The organism is Sphingomonas sp. (assembly GCF_004799495.1).
Taxonomy (GTDB): Bacteria; Pseudomonadota; Alphaproteobacteria; order Sphingomonadales; family Sphingomonadaceae; genus Sphingomonas.
This window is the reverse complement of record NZ_SSMY01000008.1, coordinates 419282-441471: the sequence shown is the minus strand read 5'-3', so window position 1 is coordinate 441471 and position 22190 is coordinate 419282. Positions and strand designations below refer to the sequence as shown.

24 protein-coding genes are annotated in these 22190 nt (G+C 65.2%); 16 read left to right on the top strand and 8 right to left on the bottom strand.

Annotated elements, in window-relative coordinates:
- Positions 1-58: 58 nt before the first annotated feature.
- Positions 59-1600 carry an acyl-CoA synthetase gene (locus E7773_RS10155; protein WP_293990737.1) on the bottom strand — a complete coding sequence of 514 codons (1542 nt, stop codon included), beginning with the start codon at positions 1598-1600 and terminating at the stop codon, positions 59-61.
- 70 nt (positions 1601-1670) lie between these two features.
- Here E7773_RS10155 and E7773_RS10150 point away from each other — a divergent pair, with 70 nt between their 5' ends.
- Genes E7773_RS10150 through E7773_RS10140 form a run of 3 tightly spaced genes read left to right on the top strand, consistent with a single transcriptional unit; the run spans position 1671 to position 2921 of the window.
- Positions 1671-2105 carry a PaaI family thioesterase gene (locus E7773_RS10150; RefSeq protein ID WP_293990735.1) on the top strand — a complete coding sequence of 145 codons (435 nt, stop codon included), beginning with the start codon at positions 1671-1673 and terminating at the stop codon, positions 2103-2105.
- Entirely contained in the window at positions 2105-2488 is a 384-nt protein-coding gene (locus E7773_RS10145; RefSeq protein ID WP_293990796.1) for a PaaI family thioesterase, read from the top strand. The genes E7773_RS10150 and E7773_RS10145 overlap by 1 nt, the downstream gene beginning before the upstream one ends.
- A gap of 4 nt (positions 2489-2492) precedes the next feature.
- Complete coding sequence (locus E7773_RS10140; RefSeq protein ID WP_293990733.1) at positions 2493-2921, top strand: hypothetical protein; 429 nt, start codon at positions 2493-2495, stop codon at positions 2919-2921.
- Here E7773_RS10140 and E7773_RS10135 read toward each other — a convergent pair.
- From E7773_RS10135 to E7773_RS10125, 3 genes are all read right to left on the bottom strand, one after another.
- Positions 2918-4135, bottom strand: a complete 1218-nt coding sequence (locus E7773_RS10135) for a PQQ-dependent sugar dehydrogenase (protein WP_293990731.1) — start codon at positions 4133-4135, stop codon at positions 2918-2920. The two genes, E7773_RS10140 and E7773_RS10135, sit on opposite strands and share 4 nt — an antisense overlap.
- A 56-nt stretch (positions 4136-4191) precedes the next feature.
- Complete coding sequence (locus E7773_RS10130; RefSeq protein ID WP_293990729.1) at positions 4192-5292, bottom strand: hypothetical protein; 1101 nt, start codon at positions 5290-5292, stop codon at positions 4192-4194.
- Between the two features lie 96 nt (positions 5293-5388).
- On the bottom strand, positions 5389-6537 hold the full coding sequence (locus E7773_RS10125) for a hypothetical protein (RefSeq protein WP_293990727.1): 1149 nt from the start codon (positions 6535-6537) through the stop codon (positions 5389-5391).
- Between the two features lie 193 nt (positions 6538-6730).
- Here E7773_RS10125 and rimP point away from each other — a divergent pair, with 193 nt between their 5' ends.
- A complete protein-coding gene (rimP, locus tag E7773_RS10120) occupies positions 6731-7261 on the top strand; it encodes a ribosome maturation protein RimP (RefSeq protein ID WP_293990725.1) in 531 nt (176 codons plus the stop codon).
- Complete coding sequence (gene nusA, locus E7773_RS10115) at positions 7261-8877, top strand: transcription termination factor NusA (protein WP_293990723.1); 1617 nt, start codon at positions 7261-7263, stop codon at positions 8875-8877. Before rimP ends, nusA begins: the two co-directional genes overlap by 1 nt.
- A gap of 82 nt (positions 8878-8959) precedes the next feature.
- On the opposite strand, the gene E7773_RS10110 is transcribed toward nusA, so the two are convergent.
- Complete coding sequence (locus tag E7773_RS10110) at positions 8960-9274, bottom strand: GIY-YIG nuclease family protein (protein ID WP_293990721.1); 315 nt, start codon at positions 9272-9274, stop codon at positions 8960-8962.
- Between the two features lie 67 nt (positions 9275-9341).
- Between E7773_RS10110 and E7773_RS10105 the strand changes: the two genes are divergently transcribed.
- The 3 genes from E7773_RS10105 (at position 9342) to rbfA (ending at position 13193) form a co-directional block, all read left to right on the top strand.
- On the top strand, positions 9342-10043 hold the full coding sequence (locus E7773_RS10105) for a DUF448 domain-containing protein (RefSeq protein WP_293990719.1): 702 nt from the start codon (positions 9342-9344) through the stop codon (positions 10041-10043).
- Entirely contained in the window at positions 10040-12661 is a 2622-nt protein-coding gene (gene infB, locus E7773_RS10100) for a translation initiation factor IF-2 (protein WP_293990717.1), read from the top strand. The genes E7773_RS10105 and infB overlap by 4 nt, the downstream gene beginning before the upstream one ends.
- Before the next feature lie 145 nt (positions 12662-12806).
- Positions 12807-13193 (top strand): 30S ribosome-binding factor RbfA, encoded by a 387-nt coding sequence (gene rbfA, locus E7773_RS10095; protein WP_293990715.1) that lies wholly within the window; start codon positions 12807-12809, stop codon positions 13191-13193.
- Here the strand turns inward: rbfA and E7773_RS10090 are convergent.
- Positions 13190-13678 carry a hypothetical protein gene (locus E7773_RS10090; protein ID WP_293990713.1) on the bottom strand — a complete coding sequence of 163 codons (489 nt, stop codon included), beginning with the start codon at positions 13676-13678 and terminating at the stop codon, positions 13190-13192. The two genes, rbfA and E7773_RS10090, sit on opposite strands and share 4 nt — an antisense overlap.
- Positions 13679-13743: 65 nt before the next feature.
- Between E7773_RS10090 and E7773_RS10085 the strand changes: the two genes are divergently transcribed.
- The 6 genes from E7773_RS10085 to pnp all read left to right on the top strand — a co-directional run bounded on the left by E7773_RS10085 (position 13744) and on the right by pnp (position 19321).
- Positions 13744-14340, top strand: a complete 597-nt coding sequence (locus tag E7773_RS10085; RefSeq protein ID WP_293990711.1) for a thymidine kinase — start codon at positions 13744-13746, stop codon at positions 14338-14340.
- Positions 14337-15017: a site-2 protease family protein gene (locus E7773_RS10080; protein WP_293990709.1), complete on the top strand. Its 681-nt coding sequence runs from the start codon at positions 14337-14339 to the stop codon at positions 15015-15017. The genes E7773_RS10085 and E7773_RS10080 overlap by 4 nt, the downstream gene beginning before the upstream one ends.
- A 54-nt stretch (positions 15018-15071) precedes the next feature.
- The gene (locus E7773_RS10075) at positions 15072-15467 is read left to right on the top strand and encodes a DUF6491 family protein (RefSeq protein WP_293990707.1); all 396 of its coding nucleotides are present in this window, start codon (positions 15072-15074) and stop codon (positions 15465-15467) included.
- 52 nt (positions 15468-15519) lie between these two features.
- A complete protein-coding gene (gene truB / locus E7773_RS10070; RefSeq protein ID WP_293990705.1) occupies positions 15520-16515 on the top strand; it encodes a tRNA pseudouridine(55) synthase TruB in 996 nt (331 codons plus the stop codon).
- 24 nt (positions 16516-16539) lie between these two features.
- A complete protein-coding gene (rpsO, locus tag E7773_RS10065; protein WP_293990703.1) occupies positions 16540-16809 on the top strand; it encodes a 30S ribosomal protein S15 in 270 nt (89 codons plus the stop codon).
- A 154-nt stretch (positions 16810-16963) separates the two neighbouring features.
- Positions 16964-19321 (top strand): polyribonucleotide nucleotidyltransferase, encoded by a 2358-nt coding sequence (gene pnp / locus E7773_RS10060; protein ID WP_293990701.1) that lies wholly within the window; start codon positions 16964-16966, stop codon positions 19319-19321.
- A gap of 76 nt (positions 19322-19397) precedes the next feature.
- Here the strand turns inward: pnp and E7773_RS10055 are convergent, their stop codons facing one another.
- Both E7773_RS10055 and E7773_RS10050 read right to left on the bottom strand, forming a co-directional pair.
- On the bottom strand, positions 19398-19685 hold the full coding sequence (locus E7773_RS10055; protein ID WP_293990699.1) for a hypothetical protein: 288 nt from the start codon (positions 19683-19685) through the stop codon (positions 19398-19400).
- Positions 19682-19816, bottom strand: coding sequence for a hypothetical protein (locus E7773_RS10050; RefSeq protein WP_293990697.1), 135 nt, complete (start codon positions 19814-19816; stop codon positions 19682-19684). Before E7773_RS10050 ends, E7773_RS10055 begins: the two co-directional genes overlap by 4 nt.
- Positions 19817-19904: 88 nt before the next feature.
- Between E7773_RS10050 and E7773_RS10045 the strand changes: the two genes are divergently transcribed.
- Both E7773_RS10045 and E7773_RS10040 read left to right on the top strand, forming a co-directional pair.
- Positions 19905-21179, top strand: a complete 1275-nt coding sequence (locus E7773_RS10045) for a hypothetical protein (protein WP_293990695.1) — start codon at positions 19905-19907, stop codon at positions 21177-21179.
- A gap of 34 nt (positions 21180-21213) precedes the next feature.
- Entirely contained in the window at positions 21214-22101 is an 888-nt protein-coding gene (locus E7773_RS10040; protein WP_293990693.1) for a DNA adenine methylase, read from the top strand.
- Positions 22102-22190 lie beyond the last annotated feature (89 nt).

The window sequence follows — 22190 nt, the reverse complement described above, 5'->3', positions numbered from 1 at the left end:
GTCGAGAAGCGCGTTCCCAGCCCAGTGTCTCGACTTCGCTCGACACGAACGGGGGGGATCAGACGATCCGGCTCCCGGTCTCGCCCCAATACTGATCCCGCAGCAGGCGCTTGTAGAGTTTCCCCGTCGCATGCCGCGGCAGTTCGGCGGTGAAGTCGATCTGGCGCGGCATCTTTACCCCCGACAGCTCCTCACGACACCACGCAGTCAGTTCCTCCGCCAGCGCCGGCCCCGCCTCCGCCATGTCGACGGGCTGCACGACCGCCACCACACGCTCGCCCATTTCGGGGTCGGGCGCGCCGATCACCGCGACATCGGCGACCTTCGGGTGCGTGATGATCCGGTTCTCGATCTCCTGCGGGTAGATGTTCACCCCGCCCGAGATGATCATGAAGCTCTTGCGGTCGGTCAGATACAGGAACCCGTCCTCGTCGAGCCGCCCGATATCGCCGAGCGTCGACCAGCCGTGCGCGTTCCTCGCCTCGGCGGTCTTGGCCGGATCATTGTGATATTCGAACTGCCCGCCGCCCTCGAAATAGATCAAGCCCTCGGCGCCCGGCGGCAATTCCTCGCCATCCTCGCCGCAGATGTGCGCCACGCCATACGCCGGCTTGCCGACCGACCCCTTGTGCTCGAGCCATTGCGCCGATGTGATCGAGGTGAAGCCGTTCCCCTCCGACCCCGCATAATATTCGAAGATCACCGGCCCCCACCAGTCGATCATCGCCTCCTTGACCGGGATCGGGCAGGGTGCTGCGGCGTGGATCGCAGCATTCATGCTGGAGATATCGTGCCGCGCGCGCATATCGGGATCGAGCTTGAGCATGCGGACGAAGTGCGTCGGGACCCATTGGCTGCAAGTGGCGCGGTAGGTTTCGATCGCCGCCAGCGCCGCGAGCGGGTCGAAATGCTGCATCATCACGACAGTGCCGCCGAGCCGCTGGACGCTCATCGACCAGCGCAAGGGGGCGGCGTGGTACATCGGCGCGGGGCTGAGATAGATGCTGTCGGGCCCGAACCCGTAGAGCCCGGCGGCGAGCTGGATCAGCACGTTGGGCGCGGCGGGGCTGGGGTCCTCGGGCAGCGCGACGCGCACCCCCTTGGGCCGCCCCGTCGTGCCCGACGAATAGAGCATGTCGATCCCGGCGCGCTCGTCGGCGATCGGCGTGTCGGGTTGCGCCGCGAGCGCGTCCTCGAGGCTCTCCCACCCGATCACGCTCCCGCCGAGCACCAGCTTGCCGCGATCCCCAATCATCGGTCCGAGCCGCTCGACCGCCAGCCCGAGCGCCGCCGACGCCAGCACGAGCTTCGCCCCCGAATCCTCGACGATATAGTGCGCCTCCGGCGCGGTGAGCTTGGACGAGATGCAGACGTAGAACAGCCCGCTGCGCTGCGCGCCCCAGGTCAGCGCGAAAAACTCCGGCACGTTGTCGAGGAACAGCGCAACAGTGTCGCCGACCTGCAACCCCCGCGCGCGGAACAGCTGAGCCACCCGGTTCGAGCGGCGGTCGAGCTCGGCATAGCTCCACGTCTCGCCCGTTTCCGCGACGATCAGCGCGGGCTTGTCCGGGTTCGCCTTGGCATGGACGCTCGGGTGCATCCGCCCCTCCTTTTCGGCCACGCTAAGCGGGGTTGGCGGAGGCCGCAACTGGTTGCTAGGGCGGGTCGCGATGAACCACCTGCCCGGTTTCGACCCCCAGCGTTTCTTCGCCGCGCGAATCGGCCATGGCGGCGCCTTGGGCATCCGCTATCAGGCGCACGGGCCCGATTGGGCCGAACTGGCACTGCCGTATGACGAGAAACTCGTCGGCAATCTCGGCACCGGCGTGGTCGCATCGGGGCCGATCCTGTCGCTGATGGACATGGCGACGAGCATGGGGGTGTGGCTGCGTGCCGATGCGTTCGTGGCGCACGCGACGCTCGACCTGCGGGTCGATTACCTGCGCCCCGCGACTCCCGGCAAGACCGTGATCGGGCGCGGCGAATGCTATCGCCTGACGCGATCGATCGCGTTCGTGCGGGGGCAAGCGCATGACGGCGATCCGGCGGATCCGCTCGCGCACGTCGCGGGAACGTTCATGGCACCCGACGGCTATCCGCGATGATGAAGATGCCGCCCTATGCCGACCTGCTCGGGCTGATCGTCGAGAAGGACGACGCCGGCGCGCCGATGCTGATGATGCCGTTCCAAACCGACGTGCTCGGCCGCCCCGGTTTCCTGCACGGCGGCGCGATCAGCGGGCTGATGGAGATGGCGGCGATCGTCGCGCTCCACGACGCGCTGGAGGGCGAAGGCGGCGGCGAGATCAAGCCGATCAACGTCACGGTCGATTTCATGCGCGGCGGCCGCGACAAGGAAACGCGGTCGAAGGGCGTCATCACCCGGCTCGGCACCCGCGTTGCCAATGTCGAAGCGACCGCGTGGCAAGACGACCCCGCCAAGCCGATCGCCGCGGCGCGGATGAACTATCTGATCGTCAGGAGCTGAACCGATGATCGCCCTGCCCTTCCTGCTCGCCGCCTTGTCCGGTCCGCTCGCACCGTTCGATCGGCTGGTCGGGCATTGTTGGAGCACCGATATCGCCCCGGGCACCGCCGACCGGCACTGCTTCGCCTCGCTCTATGGCGGCGCGCATGTCCGCGACACGCACCAAGTCCGGCGCGGCGGTGCGGTCGTCTATGCCGGTGAGACGATCTACAGCGCCGAGGGTGACGCCATCGTCTTCACCTATGTCAATTCGCTCGGCGGAGTCGGCCGCGGCACCGCATCGGTCGATGGCGGCGCGATCACGTTCCGGTTGACGATGCGCACGACGCCCGCGTCGACGCCACAGGCGATGACGACAATCTGGCGCATCGCCGCTGACGGATACGAGACGAGCAGCGACGGTGTGGTACGCCGCTTCCGCCGCGACGATTAGGTCCGCGGCGTCAGCCGCACCAACTTGCCCTCGTCCTCCAACAGCCAGATCGACCCGTCCGGCGCCTGCGCCACGTCGCGGATGCGCGCGCCCATGCGCCATTGCGCGACCGGCGTCGCGGTGTCGCCTGCGATCCGCACCTGGATCAGCGCCTCGCCCGACAACGCGGCGATCAGCAGCGAGCCCTTGAGCGCCGGGAACATGTCGCCCGAATAGAGGATCATCCCGCCCGGGGAGATCGACGGGTTCCACCACAATTTGGGCGCTTCGAGGTCGGGGCGGCTGGGATGGTCGGGGATCGGCTGGCCCGAATAATTGTCGCCGTTGGAGACGATCGGCCAGCCGTAATTCCGGCCGGGCAGAATCAGGTTGAGCTCGTCCCCGCCGCGCGGGCCCATCTCCTCCTCCCACAACCTGCCGTCGGGCGCGAACACCATGCCGTACGGGTTGCGGTGCCCGGTCGTCCAGGTCATCGCCTCGACCCCGCCCCTGTCATACATCGGGTTGCCCGGCGCGGCCTTGCCGTCGAGCGTCAGCCGCAGGATCTTGCCGAGCGCCTGTTTGGGGTCCTGCGCCGGGGTGAAGCGCTGGCGCTCGCCTGAACTCAGGAACAGATATTTCCCATCGGGCGAGAACAGGATGTTTGCGCCGAACTGTCCGCCGGGACCGTTGGATCCCGAGCGCCAGATCACATGGAGGTTGCGTAACGCGGCGCCGCGGACCGGACACGGCGCTGCCACGCATTCGTCGTCGATATCGAGCTCCGCTTTGGCGAGCGCCAGCGCGCTGCCCCCCGCGCCGGATTCCGAATACGTCAGGTAGATCGTCGCGTTGCCGTGCATGAAGTCGGGCGCCGCCGCGACGTCGAGCAGTCCGCCCTGTCCACCCGTCGCGACCTTGGGCACGCCAGCGACATCCACTACCGCGCGGTCGCCGTTCCGCAGCTTCAGGCGGCCCACCTTCTCCGTGACGAGGGCCTTGCCATCGTGGATAAAGGCGATGGCGAACGGATCGTCGAACCTGCCGATCTCCGCGATCGCGAACGGCGGCGCCGTCGGGGTCAGGTTGGCGCGCCCTGTGGTCGCGGGCACATTGACGATATCCGGCTCGAGTGGCGAGTTGCGCGGCACGCTTTGCCCGCCGTCGCCCGGCGATGCTGAGCACGCCGCTATCGCGGCGATCCCGATCAGGAGGGATGTTCTCGCCACGATCATGCGCCTTTCACCTCGCTGTCCCCGCGCTCAACCGTCCGGCGCGCGATTTCGATCCGTCAGCGCGGCAGCGGAAAGACGCGCGCGGTCAGATACGCCCGGAACAGCTTCGCCGGCTTGTTCCCGCGCGCCATCCACAGCGCCATCGCGCCGGCGCTGACCGGGTCGTCGACCACCGCCGCGGGACCGCACATCCTGACCGACGGTTCGCTGTCGGCGCTGCCGTGCCCGTCCTCGCGGTTCGCCTTGTCGTAATAGAAATATTGCTTCGGCGGTTCGCACGCGATGACGGGGAGCAGCTTGTTCTTGCGGTAATCGCGCGCCGGCGGGTCGAGGCGCCGGACATGCCCCTGCGCATAGCTGTCCTGGATCGTGTGGAGCAGCGCGCCGAGCGCCGCGAGCCGCACCGCCGCGTCGTCCGATTCGGGTGCGGTGTCGCACGGCTTTTCGAGCCGCGGGTTGGTGCATTTGAAGGTGAAGAAGCGCCGCACGGTCCACGCCGCATCGGCGTCGCGGCACTTGGCGCCGTCGTCGAACACCGGCGCGAGCATGGAATCTTTCGACACCGTCGTGCACAACGAAGCGTCGGGCGCGACCGCGCCGGTCGCGACACGGTAGGTGAAGTCGGTCCAGGCCAATATCTTGTCGCGCGTCACCAGCTGCATCCGTGCGTTGACGGCTGGATCGGACGGCGCCGCGGCGATCAGCGCCGCGTCGTCAACGCTCATCATCGCGTGGAAGAAACCGAGCCGCCCATAATGCCCGCTGCACATCAGCCCCGCGCGATAGATGGTCGCGAAGACGCCCTTCTTTCCCACCTGATCGTCGCAGGTCTGCGACAGTTGAAAGAGATATTTGACCGTCTGCCCGGTGCTCATCGTCGCGGTCGCGCGGCCCGGATCGTCGCCCCAGCGCACCGCGGCCTCGATCCCCTTCTGGTCCTTGGGCTTGGTCGATACCGCCGGGATCGACGCGGCGATCGTGGCGTCGTCGAACGGGCAGCGCATCCGCCCGCCCGCCGGGACGACGCCCGACGCGAGGCATTGCTCGCTCATCCAGGCGAGCCGTTCGTGGACGGCATCGAGCGGGGCGATCTGAAACCCGCCGCCCGGCGCCGGAATCGTCGCCAGCACCGCCAGCGTAAGCAGGTATCGGCGCATGTTGCCCTCCCCCCTCGACCGGTCTTTTACTTACGCCGGAACGCGTTGCGATTGAAGTGCCTGTCCGGACCGTCGGGTGAAGCGCAGGCGTTCGCGTCAGCGCGTCGGGAAGACGTGCTGCTTCAGGTAAGTAACGAAATCGGTGGAGGGACGGCCCGCGCGTAGCATCGATATCAATGTCGCCCCGGCGCTGACCGGGTCGTCGACCGCGCCGCCGCTGCACGACACGGCATCGACCCACGGCTCTTCGTCGTAGGAACTGTGATATATGCGATTGCTTGGATCGTAATAATAATAAACCAGCGGTGCCGTACAAACGATGGCAGCGGGCGACGGCGATCCGCTCGACTGGCCATATCGCAGCCGCCGCACATGGCTTTGCGAATAGCTGTCCTGAATCATGTGAAGGAGGGCGCCCTCGGCGTTGGTACGGGTGGCATTGTCGTCGGCATTGTCAATGGCACCGCAGGGTTCGTTCAGACTCGGATTGACGCAAAAGAACGTGAAAAAACGCCCGACCGTCCAGGTGTCGGCGCGACCGGTGCAGAATGCCGGTTTGTCGAGATTGTCGCGAAACGCGTCGGTCAGTGCTGCATAGGCCGTGCTTGACGTGATCGCTTCGCATACCGGCTGACCGAGCGTTTGTTTGCCGACCGCGACATCGTAGGTGAAGGCCGCCCATGCGAGGATTTTGTCGCGCGTTCTGTCGCGCGCTTGCTCGCCTGATATGCGTGGAACATAGGCCAGGCCGCTCATCCGCTGCCAATCGTCGCTGCTCATCATTGCGTGCAGGAAGCCGAGCTTGCCGTAGTGCCCGCTGCACATCAGGCCGACATCGTACAGGGTCGTCCCGACATAATCCTTTTTCTTGCAGCCGAACTTCAGCAACGCACCGTATTTGGCGAGCGTGCGATGCTTCATGCCGGCGTTGCCGGGATCGTCGCTCCATCGCGTCGCGCGCTCCAACGGTTGCAGCCTCAGGAGCTTGGCGACGTTCCCTATGTCGCGATGCCGGAAATCCAATGACGCGATCTGCGAATCGCGCCAACGTGCGTCGTCGAATACGCAATGTACGCGGAAGCGGCCGTCGCCTTCATCGATCCCGTTATTGTCTTTTGCACATGCGGTGGAAAGATAGGTGAGCCGTTCGTGAATCGCCGGAAAAGTGGAGACCGTATAGCCATTGACCGCGACAGCCGATGACAGCGCGATCGCACCGACAAAAAGCCATAATGCTCTGCGCATCTTGCCCCCGATATTTGCCCGCAAGCGATATTACTGTCAGACTCGCCGACATCAAATCAAATTCGTCTATGTTTCGAACCTCCTTGCCCTCGCCCGCGGACCGGCTTATATCATCGCCACAATCTCTACATCGCCAGGTGAAGAGGTCGGAGGCTTCCGCTTCCGGCGCCGAACCTGCTTATCTGGACCACGCATGGCGGACATCGCCCGACTGACGCAATTGATCGAGCCCGAGGCGCAAGCGCTCGGCTTCGACCTCGTGCGCGTGCGGATGTTCGGCAGCGGCGACGACCGCACGCTGCAAGTGATGGCCGAACGCCCCGAGACGCGCCAGCTGACGATTGACGATTGCGCCGATCTGTCGCGCCGCATCTCGGACAAGTTCGACGAGATCGATCCGATCGAGGACGCGTACCGCCTCGAAGTGTCGTCGCCCGGGATCGACCGCCCGCTGACGCGCCTGCAGGACTTCGCCGACTGGGCGGGGCACGAAGCGCGGATCAAGCTGGCGCAAGAAATCGATGGCCGCAAGCAATTGACCGGCGACCTTGCCGGCGTCGACGGCGACCGCATCACCGTCGACATGCACAAGCATGGCAGCATGACGATCGGGTTCGACCAGGTCGCCGACGCCAAGCTCACGATCACCGACAAGTTACTAGCCGCAACCGCGCCCCTCAACGACGAGGGCGCCGAAGAATTCGAAGAAGAAGGACAGGATTGATGGCCACCGCCGTTACCGCCAACCGTGCCGAGCTGATCGCCATCGCCAATGCGGTCGCGACCGAGAAGATGATCGACAAGGGCATCGTGATCGAGGCGATGGAGGACGCGATCCAGCGCGCCGCCAAGGCTCGCTATGGCGCCGAGAACGACATCCGCGCGAAGCTCGACCCGAACACCGGCGACCTCCGCCTGTGGCGTGTCGTCGAAGTGGTCGAGGCGGTCGACAATTACTTCACGCAGGTCGACCTGAAGGGCGCGCAGAAGCTTCAGGCCGACGCCGCGATCGGCGACTTCATCGTCGATCCGCTGCCCCCGATCGAGTTCGGCCGCATCGCCGCGCAGGCCGCCAAGCAGGTCATCTTCCAGAAGGTCCGCGACGCCGAGCGCGAGCGCCAGTATGAAGAGTTCAAGGACCGCATGGGCGAGATCATCACCGGCGTGGTCAAGCGCGTCGAGTTCGGCCATGTCGTGGTCGATCTGGGGCGTGCCGAGGGCGTCATCCGCCGCGATGCGCAGATCCCGCGCGAGGTGGTGCGTGTCAACGACCGTATCCGCAGCCTGATCCTCAACGTCCGCCGTGAGAACCGGGGCCCGCAGATCTTCCTCAGCCGCGCGCACCCCGACTTCATGAAGAAGCTGTTCGCGCAGGAGGTGCCCGAAATCTACGACGGCATCATCGAGATCAAGGCCGCCGCGCGCGATCCGGGCAGCCGCGCCAAGATCGGCGTCATCTCTCACGATTCCTCGATCGACCCGGTCGGCGCGTGCGTCGGCATGAAGGGCAGCCGCGTCCAGGCGGTCGTGCAGGAAATGCAGGGCGAGAAGATCGACATCATCCCCTGGTCGGAGGATACCGCGACCTTCGTCGTCAACGCGCTCCAGCCGGCCAGCGTCAGCCGCGTCGTGATCGACGAGGAAGAGGACCGGATCGAGGTGGTCGTCCCCGACGATCAACTCAGCCTCGCGATCGGCCGCCGCGGGCAGAACGTCCGCCTCGCCTCGCAATTGACCGCCAAGGCGATCGACATTCTGACCGAGCAGGACGCGAGCGAGAAGCGCCAGCGCGAATTCCTCGAGCGCACCGAGATGTTCCAGAACGAGCTCGACGTCGACGAGACGCTCGCGCAGCTGCTGGTCGCCGAGGGCTTCGGCAGCCTCGAGGAAGTCGCCTATGTCGAGGCCGACGAAATCGCCACGATCGAAGGTTTCGACGAGGACCTCGCCGCCGAGCTGCAGAGCCGCGCGGGCGAAGCGCTCGAACGCCGCGACGCCGCAAACCGCGAGGAGCGCAAGGCGCTCGGCGTGTCGGACGATCTCGCTGCGATGCCCTATATGACCGAGGCGATGCTCGTCACGCTCGGCAAGGCCGGGATCAAGGAGCTCGACGACTTGGCCGACCTCGCGACCGACGAACTGATCGAAAAGAAGCGCCAGGAACCGCGCCGCCGCGCCGAGGACGCCCCCAAGCGCCCCGAGCACAAAGGCGGGGTGCTCGGCGAATACGGGCTGACCGAAGAGCAGGGCAACGAGATCATCATGGCCGCGCGCGCGCACTGGTTCGAAGACGAGCCCGCGGCTGACGGGGAGGACGCACATGCGGAATCCTCGCAATGACACGCTAGGTCGCCCCAGCAGTCACCAGCCAATCCGTCACCCCGGCCTTGAGCCGGGGCCTATGGCGCCCCGTGTCCGCCGATCACGATTTCGCGATCGGCGGCAATCCGAGGCTGATCGCCAGATCGTCCCAATTTGGGTTGTCGCGCTCGATCAGCACGATCTTCCAGTCGCGGCGCCAGCGCTTGGTCCGCTTCTCCGCGGTAAAGGCATCGTCCATTGTCGCGGTGGTGTCGAACCAGACCAGCCGCGTGCAACCATGTTCCTTGGTAAAGCCGTCGAATGTGCCTTCGCGGTGCTGGAGGACGCGCGCGACGATGTCGGCGGTCGCGCCGGTGTAGAGCGTGCCGTAGTGGCCGCTCGCCATAATGTAGACGCACGGGCTGCGCTCTCTCATGCCGGCGGGAGTTCCGAACCATGGGTCCCGGCTCAAGGCCGGGATGACGGCAGGGGGTGTGGCGCCGATGGTTGACCCGACCCGTACCTGCATCCTGTCGCGCGAACATGGGTCGCGCGATGGATTGATCCGTCTGGCGCTGGCGCCGGACGGCCGGGTGCTGCCCGATATCCGCGCCAAGGCACCGGGGCGCGGCGCGTGGATCGGGGTCGACCGCGCGACGCTTGATGCCGCGATCGCCAGGGGCAAGCTGAAGGGCGCGCTCGCGCGCGCGTTCAAGACGGGCGAGATTGCCATTCCCGCCGATCTCTCGGCGATGATTGCCGAGCAGCTCGAGCGCCAGTTCCTCGACCGGCTGGGGCTGGAGGCGAAAGCGGGCCACATCCTGACCGGCACCGCGAAGATCGATGCCGCGCTCCGCTCGGGCCAGGTCCACCTGCTGCTCCACGCCAGCGACGCGCGCCCCGATGGCGCGGGCAAGCTCGCCCAGGCATGGCGCGTCGGCCGCGATCGCGAAGGGTCGGGCGAAGGGGGCTTGGCGCTCCCGGTGCCGCGCACCATATTGTCCTTGGCGCTTGGCCGCGAAAATGTGGTACATGTCGCCGTGACCGACCCCGCTGCGGCGGTCCGCGTACAGGATACGCTGGATCGCTGGCGGCATTTTATCGGCCCTGATTTGACTCCTACGCCTTGCGAAACGGCCTCGCAGGGCGCATCGGCGCTTCCCGCGGAGGCAGACACGGCCGCAGACGATGAGGATTTTGCGTGAGCGACACCGATAACGAAAAGCCGAAACTCGGCATGCGCCAGCCGCTGGGGCTGAAGCGCACGGTCGAAACCGGCAAGGTGAAGCAGAGCTTCAGCCACGGGCGGTCGAACACCGTCGTGGTCGAGGTGAAGCGCCGCCGCGTGCTCGGCCCGGGCGCCGCGCCCGCCGAAACCCCGGTCGCCGAAGCGCCCGCGCCTGCGCCGGTCGAGGCCCGCGCGCCCGAAGCGCCGCGCGCCCCCGCCGCACCGCAACTGTCGGCGCAGGAACGCCAGGCACAATTGCTGCGCGAGGCCGAAGAGCAGCGGATGAGCGCGCTCGAGGATGCACGCCGCCGCGAGGATGCCGAGCGCCACGCCGCCGCCGAAGAGGAAAAGCGCCGCGCCGACGAGCGCGCCAAGAATCCGGCCGGCACCGCCCCCGGCGACAAGGCGCCCGAGCCAGAGATCGCTGTTGCCGCCCCCGAACCGGCGCCTGAGCCGACACCGCCCGCCGCGCCTGCGCCGATCGTCGCGCTCGAGCTCGACCCGTCGATGCCCGCGCCGCGCCGCTTCTCGCCGGTCGCGCGTCCCGAAATCCCCAAGCCGGCCCCTAAGCCGGCGCCTGCCCCGGCTGCCGAGGCGTCCGCGCCTCGCGCGCTGCCGAGCGGCCAGGCCACTCCGCGCCGCACCGCCGAAGTCGCGCAACCGCAGCGCCCCGCCGCGCGCGGGCGCACCGGCGACGAACGCCGCGGCGGCAAGCTGACGGTCAACCGCGCGCTCGGTGGCGAAGACGGCGCGCGCGCCCGTTCGCTCGCCGCGCTCAAGCGAGCACGTGAGAAGGAACATCGCCGGATGGGCGGCCCGCGCGAGGCGCAGGCCAAGCAGGTCCGCGACGTCGCGGTCCCCGAATCGATCACCGTCCAGGAACTCGCGATCCGCATGGCGGAGAAGGGCGCGGACCTGGTGAAAGCGCTGTTCAAGATGGGCATGCCCGTCACGCTGACGCAGACGATCGACCAGGACACCGCCGAGCTGCTCGTGACCGAATTCGGCCACAACATCACGCGCGTGTCCGACAGCGACGTCGACCTCGCGGCGGATATCGAGGTGGACGCGCCCGAGACGCTGAAACCCCGTCCCCCGGTGGTCACGATCATGGGCCATGTCGATCATGGCAAGACCTCGCTGCTCGACGCGCTGCGCGGTACCGACGTGGTCAAGGGCGAGGCCGGCGGCATCACCCAGCACATCGGCGCGTATCAGGTCACGCTGAAGGACAAGTCGAAGATCACCTTCCTCGACACGCCGGGCCACGAAGCGTTCAGCGAAATGCGCGCGCGCGGCGCCAACGTCACCGACATCGTCGTGCTGGTGGTGGCGGCCGACGACGGGCTGATGCCGCAGACGATCGAAGCGATCAACCACACCAAGGCGGCGGGCGTCCCGATGATCGTCGCGATCAACAAGATCGACAAGCCCGAAGCCAATGCCCAGCGTGTGCGCGAGCGCTTGCTCGAGCATGACGTCCAGGTCGAGGCGATGGGCGGCGAGACGCAGGACGTCGAGGTCTCCGCGACCAAGAAGACCGGGCTCGACCAGCTGATCGAGAAGATCCAGCTCCAGGCCGAACTGCTCGAACTCAAGGCCAACCCTGACCGCGCCGCCGAAGGCACGGTGATCGAGGCCAAGCTCGACAAGGGCCGCGGGCCGGTCGCGACCGTGCTCGTCACGCGCGGCACGCTCAAGGTCGGCGACGTGTTCGTGATCGGTGCCGAAAGCGGCAAGGTTCGTGCGCTCGTCAACGACAAGGGCATGCAGTTGAAGGAAGCCGGCCCGTCGATGCCGGTCGAGATCCTCGGCATGACCGGCGTGCCGGGCGCCGGCGACCAGTTGCAGGTGGTCGAGAACGAAGCGCGCGCGCGCGAAGTCGCGGCATACCGCGCCGGGGTGATCCAGGCGAAGCGCACGACCAACGCGCCCGCCAGCCTCGATTCGATGTTCTCCGCGCTCAAGGAAAAGCAGGCGATCGAATATCCGCTGGTGGTCAAGGCCGACACGCAGGGGACGGTCGAGGCGATCGTGGGCGCGATCAACAAGATCTCGACCGATTTGATTAAGGCGCGCGTGCTCCATTCGGGGGTCGGCGGTATCACCGAGAGCGACGTGACGCTGGCGGGTGCTTCGGGCGCGCCGATCATCGGCTTCAACGTCCGCGCCAACGCCAAGGCACGCGAGATCGCCGACCGGCAGAAGGTCGCGCTGAAGTACTATGACGTGATTTACGAACTGACCGACGAAATCCGCGCCGGCATGGCGGGCGAGCTCGGACCGGAAGCGTTCGAGACGGTCGTCGGCCGCGCCGAAATCCGTGAGGTGTTCTCGGCGGGCAAGCACGGCAAGGCGGCGGGTCTGCTCGTCACCGAAGGCGTCATCAGGAAGGCGCTCAAGGCGCGCATCACGCGCGACGACGTCATCATCTACACCGGCGAGATCGCGTCGCTGCGGCGCTTCAAGGACGATGTGGCCGAAGTCCGCGCGGGCCTGGAGTGCGGCGTGACGTTCAGCCAGAACTTCGTCGATATCAAGCCGGGCGACTTCCTCGAAACCTTCGAGGTCGAGATGCGCGAGCGGACGCTGTAATTACTTGCTCCCTCTCCCGTTGGGAGAGGGAGGGAGCCGTGAAGCGGCGGAAGGGTGAGGGTAGGTGACGGCGCCTTAGGCTGCCCTCACCCTCCCACTCGGCTTCGCCGAGCGGGCCCCACCCTCTCCCGCCGGGAGAGGGAATATGAAAGAACCTCAGGAAAAGTCCGTCCGCACGCTGCGCGTCGGCGAGCAGGTACGCCACATATTGTCGGAAATCCTCCAACGCGGCGACGTCCACGACGAAACGCTCGCCAGCCACATGGTCTCGGTCACCGAAGTCCGGATGTCGCCCGACCTGCGCCACGCGACGGTGTTCGTGAAGCCGTTGCTGGGGAAGGACGAGGAGGCAGTGCTCAAGGCACTCAGGACCAATACCGCCTACCTCCAGCGCGAGGTCGCGCATCGCGTGAAGATGAAATATGCGGCCCGGCTCAAATTCCTCGCCGACGAAAGCTTCGACGAGGGGCACCATATCGACACGCTGCTGCGCGACCCGCACGTCGCGCGCGATCTCGAAACCGACGATTAGCCGCGCCCGCCGCGGACCAGCAGCACGCCGCTCGCCCACAATATCAGCGCCGCGGCGGTCCCGGTTGCGAGTGAGCGGTCGGCCACCGGAAAGAACAAAACGGCCAACCCGACCACGATCAGCGCCGCGCCGGTGCGGTAATAGAGCGGCACCGGGATCCACCGCGCGAGCGGCAGGAAGTGCAGCCCGACGATGATCGCGATCGCGGGCATTACCACGGTCGGCACGTGCAGGTTGATCAGCACGTTGGCGACCAGGAAGATCGCGACGCCCTCGACCGCCGTCGCAATCCCCACCACGCGCCCCACATGGTCGCCCTCGACCGGACTGCCGGTCCCGACCGGTTGCCGGCTTGCCCAGAACAGCAAGCCGGCCGAAATCGCGATCGGCACGACCGCGAGCCATTCGGGCAGCTGTCCCATCCTGACCGCGGCCACGCCCCAGATCGCGGCCATGATGTTGAGCACCCAGATTCCGCCGCGCATTCGTCGTCCCCCTTGGCCTCCCGCGCCCGTAGACGAAGGCGAGGTTCCATGGCTAGGCTGGCGCCATGGCCAAGCTCTATTTCTACTACGCGTCGATGAATGCGGGGAAGTCGACCACCTTGCTCCAGGCGGATTTCAATTATCGCGAACGCGGAATGGCGACGATGCTGTTCACCGCGGCGATCGATGATCGCTATGCCAAGGGGACGATCACCTCGCGGCTCGACGTGTCGGCCAATGCGACGACGTTCGACCCCGAGACCGACATCGCCGCGATCGTCGCGGCCGCCCACGCGCACGAAAAGGTCGCGTGCGTACTGGTCGACGAGGCGCAGTTCCTGACCAGCGCGCAGGTCGACCAGCTCGCGCATCTCGCCGATGTCGTCGGCATCCCGGTGCTCGCTTATGGCCTGCGCACCGATTTTCAGGCCGATCTGTTCCCCGGATCGGCGCGGCTGCTCGCGCTGGCGGACTCGCTCGTCGAATTGAAATCGGTGTGTGAGTGCGGACGCAAGGCGACGATGAACCTGCGCGTCGACGAACAGGGCCGCGCGGTCGTCGCGGGCGCGCAGACCGAGATCGGCGGCAACGACCGCTATGTCGCTTTGTGCCGCAAGCATTTCGTCGCGGCGCGCCAGGCGAGCGCGGCGGCGGGCGCATGAGCCCTGACAATACGATCTACCAGATCGCGGTCTGGCTGATCCCGCTCGTCATCGCGATCGTGTTTCACGAAGTCGCGCATGGGTACGTCGCGCGGTTGCTCGGCGACCATACCGCCGAGCGGCTGGGGCGGCTGACGCTCAACCCCATCCGCCATGTCGACCCGGTCGGTACGCTCGCCGTGCCGATGGTCCTCGCGCTGGCGCATGCGCCGATCTTCGGCTGGGCCAAGCCGGTGCCGGTGGTCGCGGCGCGGATGCGGCATCCCCGGCGCGACATGGCATTGGTCGCGCTCGCCGGGCCGGGGACCAACCTGGTGCTCGCGACGATCACCGTATTGGTGGCGGCCGTGAGCGGCTTGAACCTGCTCGCCCCTGTCTCGATAGGTTTCGTTGGCGATAATCTCAGTAACTTCCTGCTAATCAATGTCTTCCTGGCAATCTTCAACCTGATGCCGATCCCGCCCTTCGACGGTGGACATGTCGTCGAGGCCGCACTACCGCGCCCGCTTGCCGCGCAATACGCCAGGCTTCACCGCTACGCCTTCCCGGTGATGCTGTTCCTGCTCGTCATCCTGCCGATGGTCGCGCCGCGCGCGAACGTCGTCGCGCAAGTCGTCGGGCCGATCGCCGACACGATCGTACGCGGGCTGCTGATGTTCGCGACCGCGCTGACCTGATCTTCAGCGCGGGTTCAGGCGGTGCGGGATAGAAGAACGCGAAAGGATCGTCTCATGCGCCAGTCGCTCGTCGCCCTCCCCTTGATCGCGCTCGCCGCGGCCACGCTCGCCACCCCGGCGCTCGCGCGCAAGACGCCGCCCGCCCCGGTCGAGCTCGGCAAGGAAACCAGCATCCCGTTCATCGGCACGATCGGGCTGTATAATTTCGAGGCGGACGGCCATCGCGGGGTGTGGCTGCAGGATCAGCGCCGCAAATGGTATTACGCGAGCATCTCGGGCATCTGCACCGGGCTGCCCTTCGCGACCCGGATCGGGGTCGACACGCGCTTCGGTGGGACGTCGCTCGATCGCACCGGCGTGCTGCTGGTCGACGGCGAGCGCTGTCACATCGACAGCCTCGTCACCAGCGCCGGCCCGCCGCCCAAGGTCAGGAAGCCCAAGAAGGGCTGAGCGTTTTTGTTGGTCCGGTACCGCCCGACCTAAAAGCGCGCTACGGCGCGGCATGCACGGCTGGATCATCCTCGACAAACCGCTCGGGCTCGGCTCGACGCAAGGCGTGAGCGCGGTCAAGCGTGCGCTTCGGCAGGGCGGCTATAGCAAGGCCAAGGTCGGGCATGGCGGAACACTCGATCCGCTGGCGACGGGCGTGTTGCCCGTCGCGATCGGTGAGGCAACCAAGCTCGCCGGACGGATGCTCGACAGCGACAAGGTGTATGATTTCACGGTTCGCTTCGGAGCGGAGACCGACACGCTCGACCTCGAGGGGAAGGTGATCGCGGAGAGCGACGTCCGCCCGACGCTGGCCGAGATCGAGGCGATCCTGCCGCGCTTCACCGGCCCGATCGATCAGGTGCCGCCGGCCTATTCCGCGCTCAAGGTCGATGGCGAGCGCGCCTACGACCTCGCGCGCGCCGGGGAGGAGGTCGCGCTCAAGAGCCGCAGCGTGACGGTGCATTCGCTGCAAATCCTCCCCGTTTACGGGGAGGGGGACCGGCCACAGGCCGGCGGAGGGGGCGGGCCGCAAACGTCTCGCTCGCGGCCCGCCCCCTTCGTCTATGCTTCGCATTGCCACCTCCCCGTAAACGGGGAGGAATTGCGGCAGGTAACCCTCACCGCGCAGGTCTCCAAGGGCACCTATATCCGCTCCCTCGCCCGCGACATTGCGCGCGCGCTCGCCACCGTGGGGCACGTCACCAAGCTCCGCCGCATCAAGGCCGGTCCGTTCGACCTCTCTTCCGCGATATCGCTGGACAAACTGGACGAACTCGCTAAGGGGCGCACCCTTGAACAACACCTCCTGCCATTGAGGGCGGGGCTGGACGACATCCCGGCTCTCTCCCTCGACCCCGACCAGGCAGGAGCGCTCCGACAGGGGCGCGTTCTGGCCGGGATTGCCAGAGACGATGGCCCCTACTTCGCAACCTTGGGCGAAACCCCTGTTGCATTGGTCGAGGTCACCAGCGGGGAGGCCCGCGTCGTCCGCGGCTTCAACCTGTAGTCACGCGATGTCGAAGGAAAGAACATGTCGATTACCGCCGAGCGCAAGGAAGCGCTGATCAAGGACCATGCCCGCGAAAAGGGCGACACCGGCTCCGCCGAGGTCCAGGTCGCGATCCTGACCGAGCGCATCACGAACCTGACCGAGCATTTCAAGACCCACGCGAAGGACAATCACTCGCGCCGCGGCCTGCTCATGATGGTCAACAAGCGCCGGTCGCTGCTCGATTACCTCCGCAAGTCGGACGGCGATCGTTATCTCGCCCTCATCGCGAAGCTCGGTCTTCGGAAATAACACGAAGGGCGGCCCCAAGGGTCGCCCTTTCGTCATCCCGGGCCCCGGCAATCCGGCCGAAGGCCCAAGGGACGCAACAGTCCCGCACCGCACGGGCCGGCTAGCCCGCACACAGGCCCCACGCGCATAGGGCGCGTGGCGTGAAGGAAATGAAATGTTCGATACCAAGAAGGTAAGCATCGAGTGGGGCGGCCAGACCCTCACGCTCGAAACGGGCAAGGTTGCCCGCCAGGCCGACGGCGCGATCATGGCGACGCTCGGCGAGACCGTCGTCTTGTGCGCGGTCACCGCCGCCAAGTCGGTCAAGGAGGGGCAGGACTTCTTCCCGCTCACCGTCCACTATCAGGAGAAGTACAGCGCTGCGGGCCGCATCCCCGGCGGCTTCTTCAAGCGCGAGCGCGGCGCGACCGAGAAGGAAACGCTGGTTTCCCGCCTCATCGACCGCCCGATCCGCCCGCTGTTCCCGGAAGGGTTCTACAACGAGATCAACGCGATCGCGCAGGTGCTGTCGTATGACGGCGAGAACGAGCCGGACATCCTCGCGATGGTCGCCGCCTCGGCCGCGCTGACGATCTCGGGCGTGCCGTTCATGGGCCCGATCGGCGCCGCGCGCGTGGGTTACGTCGATGGTGAGTATGTCCTCAACCCGACCGACGAGCAGGTCGCCGCGGGCGACCTCGACCTGGTCGTCGCCGCGACCTATGACGCGGTGATGATGGTCGAATCCGAAGCCAACGAGCTGTCGGAAGAGGTCATGCTAGGCGCCGTCCTGTTCGCGCACGACGCGTGCAAGGAAGTCGTCAAGGCGATCATCAGCCTCGCGGAGAAAGCCGCCAAGGACCCGTGGGAAATGGCGTCCACCGACGACAATGCCGCGATCAAGGCCAAGCTGAAGGATTTGATTGGCAAGGATATCGCCGCCGCCTACAAGCTGACCGACAAGTCGGCCCGTTCGAACGCGCTCAACGCGGCGCGCGCCAAGGCGAAGGAGCAGTTCACCGCCGACGGGCTGAGCCCGCAGGAAGTGATGGCCGGCATCAAGCTCACCAAGAAGCTCGAGGCGGAGATCGTCCGCGGCGCCATCCTGAAGGACGGCAAGCGCATCGACGGCCGCACCACCACGCAGATCCGCCCGATCGTTGCGGAAACGCACTTCCTCCCCCGCGCGCACGGCTCGGCCTTGTTCACCCGCGGCGAGACGCAGACCATCGCGACCGCGACGCTCGGCACCAAGGACGCCGAGCAGATGATCGACGGGCTCAACGGCCTGTCGTACCAGAACTTCATGCTGCACTATAACTTCCCGCCCTATTCGGTCGGCGAAGTCGGCCGCTTCGGCGCCCCCGGGCGTCGCGAAGTCGGCCACGGCAAGCTCGCCTGGCGCGCGCTGCACCCGGTGCTGCCGTCGAAGGAGGACTTCCCCTACACGATCCGCCTGACCAGCGACATCACCGAGTCGAACGGCTCGTCGTCGATGGCGTCGGTGTGCGGCGGCAGCCTCGCGATGATGGACGCCGGCGTGCCGATCAAGCGCCCGGTCAGCGGCATCGCGATGGGCCTGATCCTCGAGGGCAAGGATTATGCGATCCTGTCCGACATCCTGGGCGACGAGGATCACCTCGGCGACATGGACTTCAAGGTCGCGGGCACAGCTGCGGGCATCACCACGATGCAGATGGACATCAAGATCGCGGGCATCACGCGCGAGATCTTCGAGGCCGCGCTGAACCAGGCGAAGGACGGCCGCGCGCACATCCTGGCTGAGATGAACAAGGCGCTCGACCACACCCGCGAGGAACTGAGCGCCCACGCCCCGCGGATCGAGACGATGCAGATCGACAAGTCGAAGATCCGCGACGTCATCGGCACCGGCGGCAAGGTGATCCGCGAGATCGTCGCGACCACCGGCGCCAAGGTCGACATCGACGACGAGGGCGTGATCAAGGTGTCGTCGTCCGACCTCACCCAGATCGAGGCGGCGATGCAGTGGATCCGCGGCATCGTCGAGGAACCCGAAGTCGGCAAGATCTATGACGGCAAGGTCGTCAACCTGGTCGATTTCGGCGCGTTCGTGAACTTCATGGGCGGCAAGGACGGCCTCGTCCACGTCTCCGAGATCAAGAACGAGCGCGTCGAGAAGGTCTCCGACGTCCTGAGCGAAGGCCAGGAGGTCAAGGTCAAGGTGCTCGAGATCGACCCGCGCGGCAAGGTCCGCCTGTCGATGCGCGTCGTCGATCAGGAGACCGGCGCCGAGCTCGAAGACACCCGCCCCCCGCGCGAGCCGCGCGAGGGTGGCCGTGACCGTGGCCCCAGAGGTGATCGGGGCGGCGACCGTGGCGATCGCGGTCCGCGTCGCGATGGCGGCGACCGCGGCCCGCGCCGCGACGGCGACCGCGATCGCGGCCCGCGTCGGGATGGCGGTGGCGACCGTGGTCCGCGGCGGGAGCGTACCGATGCCGGCGAGGACCAGGGCCATGTGCCGGCGTTCCTGACGGGTGACCGGGATGATTGAGCCGAGAGGCTAGGTTGTTAGAAGAGGCCTCGGCGGTGACGCCGGGGCCTTTTTCAAATTTGCGCGATTTTGAGCGCTAGTCCTCTGACTTGCGCCGATCAAATTCAGCGAGACCAGAGAATAGATAACCGACCAAAGCTCCGCCCAACGCCGCCATTGCCGAGGCATCGAGCAAACCCTCCATTCCTAAAATTATTAGCGCTGGAGGAAGATTGCATACGCCAACCAGCTGCGTGATCCGCACGCCCATTCCGAAATGGGCACCTTCTTTGGTTTTTGCGAACATGCGTTGCACAAGGATCGCCAATGGAACGAGCATCATCGACGCCGCAAGAATGACCTCAATCCAAAACTTCGGTGTCATTTGGATTCTCCCGGCCAGTGCTTTATCTTCTCAATTTTAAGCTTTTCTTCGCGGCGCGTCTCATCCTCACCGCATTCCAGTTTGGGCGCGACCTCGCGAAAGCGTTCACTTTGGGCGTTTTTGTTGGCCAACGCGTGGACTCCTATGACATAACAGGCCGGTTTTCTTGAATTGAAACTGATGTTAGTGGGGGGAACGAGCGTGGCAAGTAGTCCGGCAATGGAGATAGTAGAGATAGGGCGCATTTTCCTCGACCTCGATAACCCGCGCCACGAGCCATACGAAACAGAAGCGCAAGTGATCGATTACTTGTGTCGATATGAAAATGTTCTTCCGCTTGCTAAGGATATTGCCACTAACGGTTTGAACCCTCTAGAACTACTGGCTGTCATTCCTGATGGCATCGCTGGGAAGGGCGAGAAACAATCTTATATTGTGGCGGAGGGGAATCGGCGACTGTGTGCGCTGAAGTTGCTCACCGACCCGGAACGCGCGCCTACGACGATGCGGAAGACGTTCGAAGCCCTAAGCGAGCATTGGTCCGCAATAGACGATCTCGTTTGCCGGGTCTTTCCAGATCGCGATGCTGTCCGCATGTGGCTCAGCCGCATTCACGAAGGCGAGCAGGGCGGCATTGGCCGGAAGAAATGGAACGCTGACCAGACGGCCCGCTTTAGCGGCGACACCAAGAACAAGGTTGCGCTGTCGATTCTCGATTATGCGGAAGCTGAAGGGATCATCACCGCCAATGAGCGGAAGGGCAAACTTACAACTGTTCAGCGGTACGTTGCTAACCCGCTGGTTCGTGAGGCTCTGGGCATCGACAACAGCGATATCGACAACGTTTGCCGCATTCGATCCAAGGACGACTTTGACCTGTTACTGCGCAAATTCCTCGGCGATCTCGGGCGCGGCTACGTCAACAGCCGCACGACAAAGGACCAGCATGTCGCCTATGCTCGCGAGCTGGCTAACGTACAGGGCCAGTCGAGCCAAACCGTACCACCCGAATCGATCAAGGTTCCTGTGGCGGGAAAGACCGCACCAAAGCGCCGAAAACCGGCAAAACGTAAACAGCCGAACGTACTAACCTACGAACAAGACATCATGAACGCGCTTACGGCGCTGGGCGGCGAAAAACTGCCGTCCCTATATAATTCAATCTGTACGGTGCCACTCAGCGACCACACGCCGTTGGTCACGATTGGCTCTTGGGCGTTATTGGAGTCGCTTTCGGGTCGAGCCGGGCGCAAGACAGACCAGGGCTTCCCGGCATACTTCAGCAAGTTGAAGCTCCAGCAATATGGCTTGGCCGTGGGCAAGGGTGACAAGGCAATCCACGACGCTCTCACCCGACTATCAACCTCAGGTGATGTTACGAAACACGATGGCAAGGCTGCGTTTTTCAACGGACCACAACTCATTAACGACATGGAAACATTGAAAGATTTAATTTTGAAATGTGCCGAGGAAGCCCAATCGAGTAAGCCGTAAAAAAGTTGTGGCCGAGCGGCCGACATGCCGGTAAATGGGCATGGCCCGTTCATCCTCTCCCCTGCGTTATCCCGGCGGCAAGACTTGCCTGTATGATCTCGCGGCGCGCATTCTTCGCCTCAATCGGTTGGAACGCGGGCATTATGCGGAACCCTACGCGGGCGGCGCCGGGTTGGCATTGTCCCTGTTATACGAGGGGCATGTCAGCGATATTCACTTGAACGATGTTGACCGGTCCATTTGGGCTTTCTGGCATTCCGTGCTTTTCGAGACTGAGGCTCTCGCTGCAAGAATCCGCGAGACTCGTGTCGATATGTCACAGTGGTACGAGCAGCGGCAGATCTACCTAAATCATCGTGACTATGACGACCTCACCGTAGGGTTTGCCACCTTCTTCCTGAACCGCACCAACCGCTCTGGCATCATCAAGGGTGGCGGCGTGATTGGCGGACTGGACCAAACTGGCAATTACAAGATCGATTGCAGATTCAACCGTGACGATCTCGCCAGGCGTATTCGCCGCATCGCGAAGTACCGCTCTCGCATTCACCTTTATCGCCGTGACGCGCTGCTTTTCATTGAGGAAATGGACGCGAACCTTCCGACACGCGCATTCTTCTGCATCGACCCGCCTTACTTCAACAAGGGGTCGAGTCTTTATACCAGTTTCTACAATCCAGCCGATCATCTGGCGGTCAGTCAAGCCGTGCTGCGGCTGTCGCGGCCGTGGATACTCACCTACGATCACACGCCTGAAATAACACACTTATATAAGACACGCCGTCAATATGGTTTCGATGTAAATTATTCGGTTCAGACGAAGCGAGTGGGAACAGAATTACTCGTTGCATCTAAAGGTCTAAAACTACCGGGCGAGGTGCGCGACCGGATGGTCTATCGTCCACAATATCGCACGGCCTAATAAGGATCGCGGGCTGCAGGCACCCGACTGACGCCCCGCCGCGGGAGTAAATCCCGCGTCGTCGGACGGCGCTGGGGGCGCCGCCGGCC

Bases quoted from the DNA above. Each gene is read 5' to 3' on its own strand.
- E7773_RS10105 (WP_293990719.1), top strand. From the start codon at position 9,342: ATGGTTGACCCGACCCGTACCTGCATCCTGTCGCGCGAACATGGGTCG.
- E7773_RS10080 (WP_293990709.1), top strand. From the start codon at position 14,337: ATGAGCCCTGACAATACGATCTACCAGATCGCGGTCTGGCTGATCCCG.
- E7773_RS10110 (WP_293990721.1), bottom strand. From the start codon at position 9,274: ATGAGAGAGCGCAGCCCGTGCGTCTACATTATGGCGAGCGGCCACTAC.
- truB (WP_293990705.1), top strand. From the start codon at position 15,520: ATGCACGGCTGGATCATCCTCGACAAACCGCTCGGGCTCGGCTCGACG.
- E7773_RS10045 (WP_293990695.1), top strand. From the start codon at position 19,905: ATGGAGATAGTAGAGATAGGGCGCATTTTCCTCGACCTCGATAACCCG.
- pnp (WP_293990701.1), top strand. From the start codon at position 16,964: ATGTTCGATACCAAGAAGGTAAGCATCGAGTGGGGCGGCCAGACCCTC.
- E7773_RS10140 (WP_293990733.1), top strand. From the start codon at position 2,493: ATGATCGCCCTGCCCTTCCTGCTCGCCGCCTTGTCCGGTCCGCTCGCA.
- nusA (WP_293990723.1), top strand. From the start codon at position 7,261: ATGGCCACCGCCGTTACCGCCAACCGTGCCGAGCTGATCGCCATCGCC.
- E7773_RS10040 (WP_293990693.1), top strand. From the start codon at position 21,214: ATGGGCATGGCCCGTTCATCCTCTCCCCTGCGTTATCCCGGCGGCAAG.
- E7773_RS10155 (WP_293990737.1), bottom strand. From the start codon at position 1,600: ATGCACCCGAGCGTCCATGCCAAGGCGAACCCGGACAAGCCCGCGCTG.
- E7773_RS10125 (WP_293990727.1), bottom strand. From the start codon at position 6,537: ATGCGCAGAGCATTATGGCTTTTTGTCGGTGCGATCGCGCTGTCATCG.
- E7773_RS10130 (WP_293990729.1), bottom strand. From the start codon at position 5,292: ATGCGCCGATACCTGCTTACGCTGGCGGTGCTGGCGACGATTCCGGCG.
- E7773_RS10135 (WP_293990731.1), bottom strand. From the start codon at position 4,135: ATGATCGTGGCGAGAACATCCCTCCTGATCGGGATCGCCGCGATAGCG.
- E7773_RS10145 (WP_293990796.1), top strand. From the start codon at position 2,105: ATGAAGATGCCGCCCTATGCCGACCTGCTCGGGCTGATCGTCGAGAAG.
- E7773_RS10090 (WP_293990713.1), bottom strand. From the start codon at position 13,678: ATGCGCGGCGGAATCTGGGTGCTCAACATCATGGCCGCGATCTGGGGC.
- rpsO (WP_293990703.1), top strand. From the start codon at position 16,540: ATGTCGATTACCGCCGAGCGCAAGGAAGCGCTGATCAAGGACCATGCC.
- E7773_RS10150 (WP_293990735.1), top strand. From the start codon at position 1,671: ATGAACCACCTGCCCGGTTTCGACCCCCAGCGTTTCTTCGCCGCGCGA.
- rbfA (WP_293990715.1), top strand. From the start codon at position 12,807: ATGAAAGAACCTCAGGAAAAGTCCGTCCGCACGCTGCGCGTCGGCGAG.
- rimP (WP_293990725.1), top strand. From the start codon at position 6,731: ATGGCGGACATCGCCCGACTGACGCAATTGATCGAGCCCGAGGCGCAA.
- E7773_RS10055 (WP_293990699.1), bottom strand. From the start codon at position 19,685: ATGACACCGAAGTTTTGGATTGAGGTCATTCTTGCGGCGTCGATGATG.
- E7773_RS10085 (WP_293990711.1), top strand. From the start codon at position 13,744: ATGGCCAAGCTCTATTTCTACTACGCGTCGATGAATGCGGGGAAGTCG.
- E7773_RS10075 (WP_293990707.1), top strand. From the start codon at position 15,072: ATGCGCCAGTCGCTCGTCGCCCTCCCCTTGATCGCGCTCGCCGCGGCC.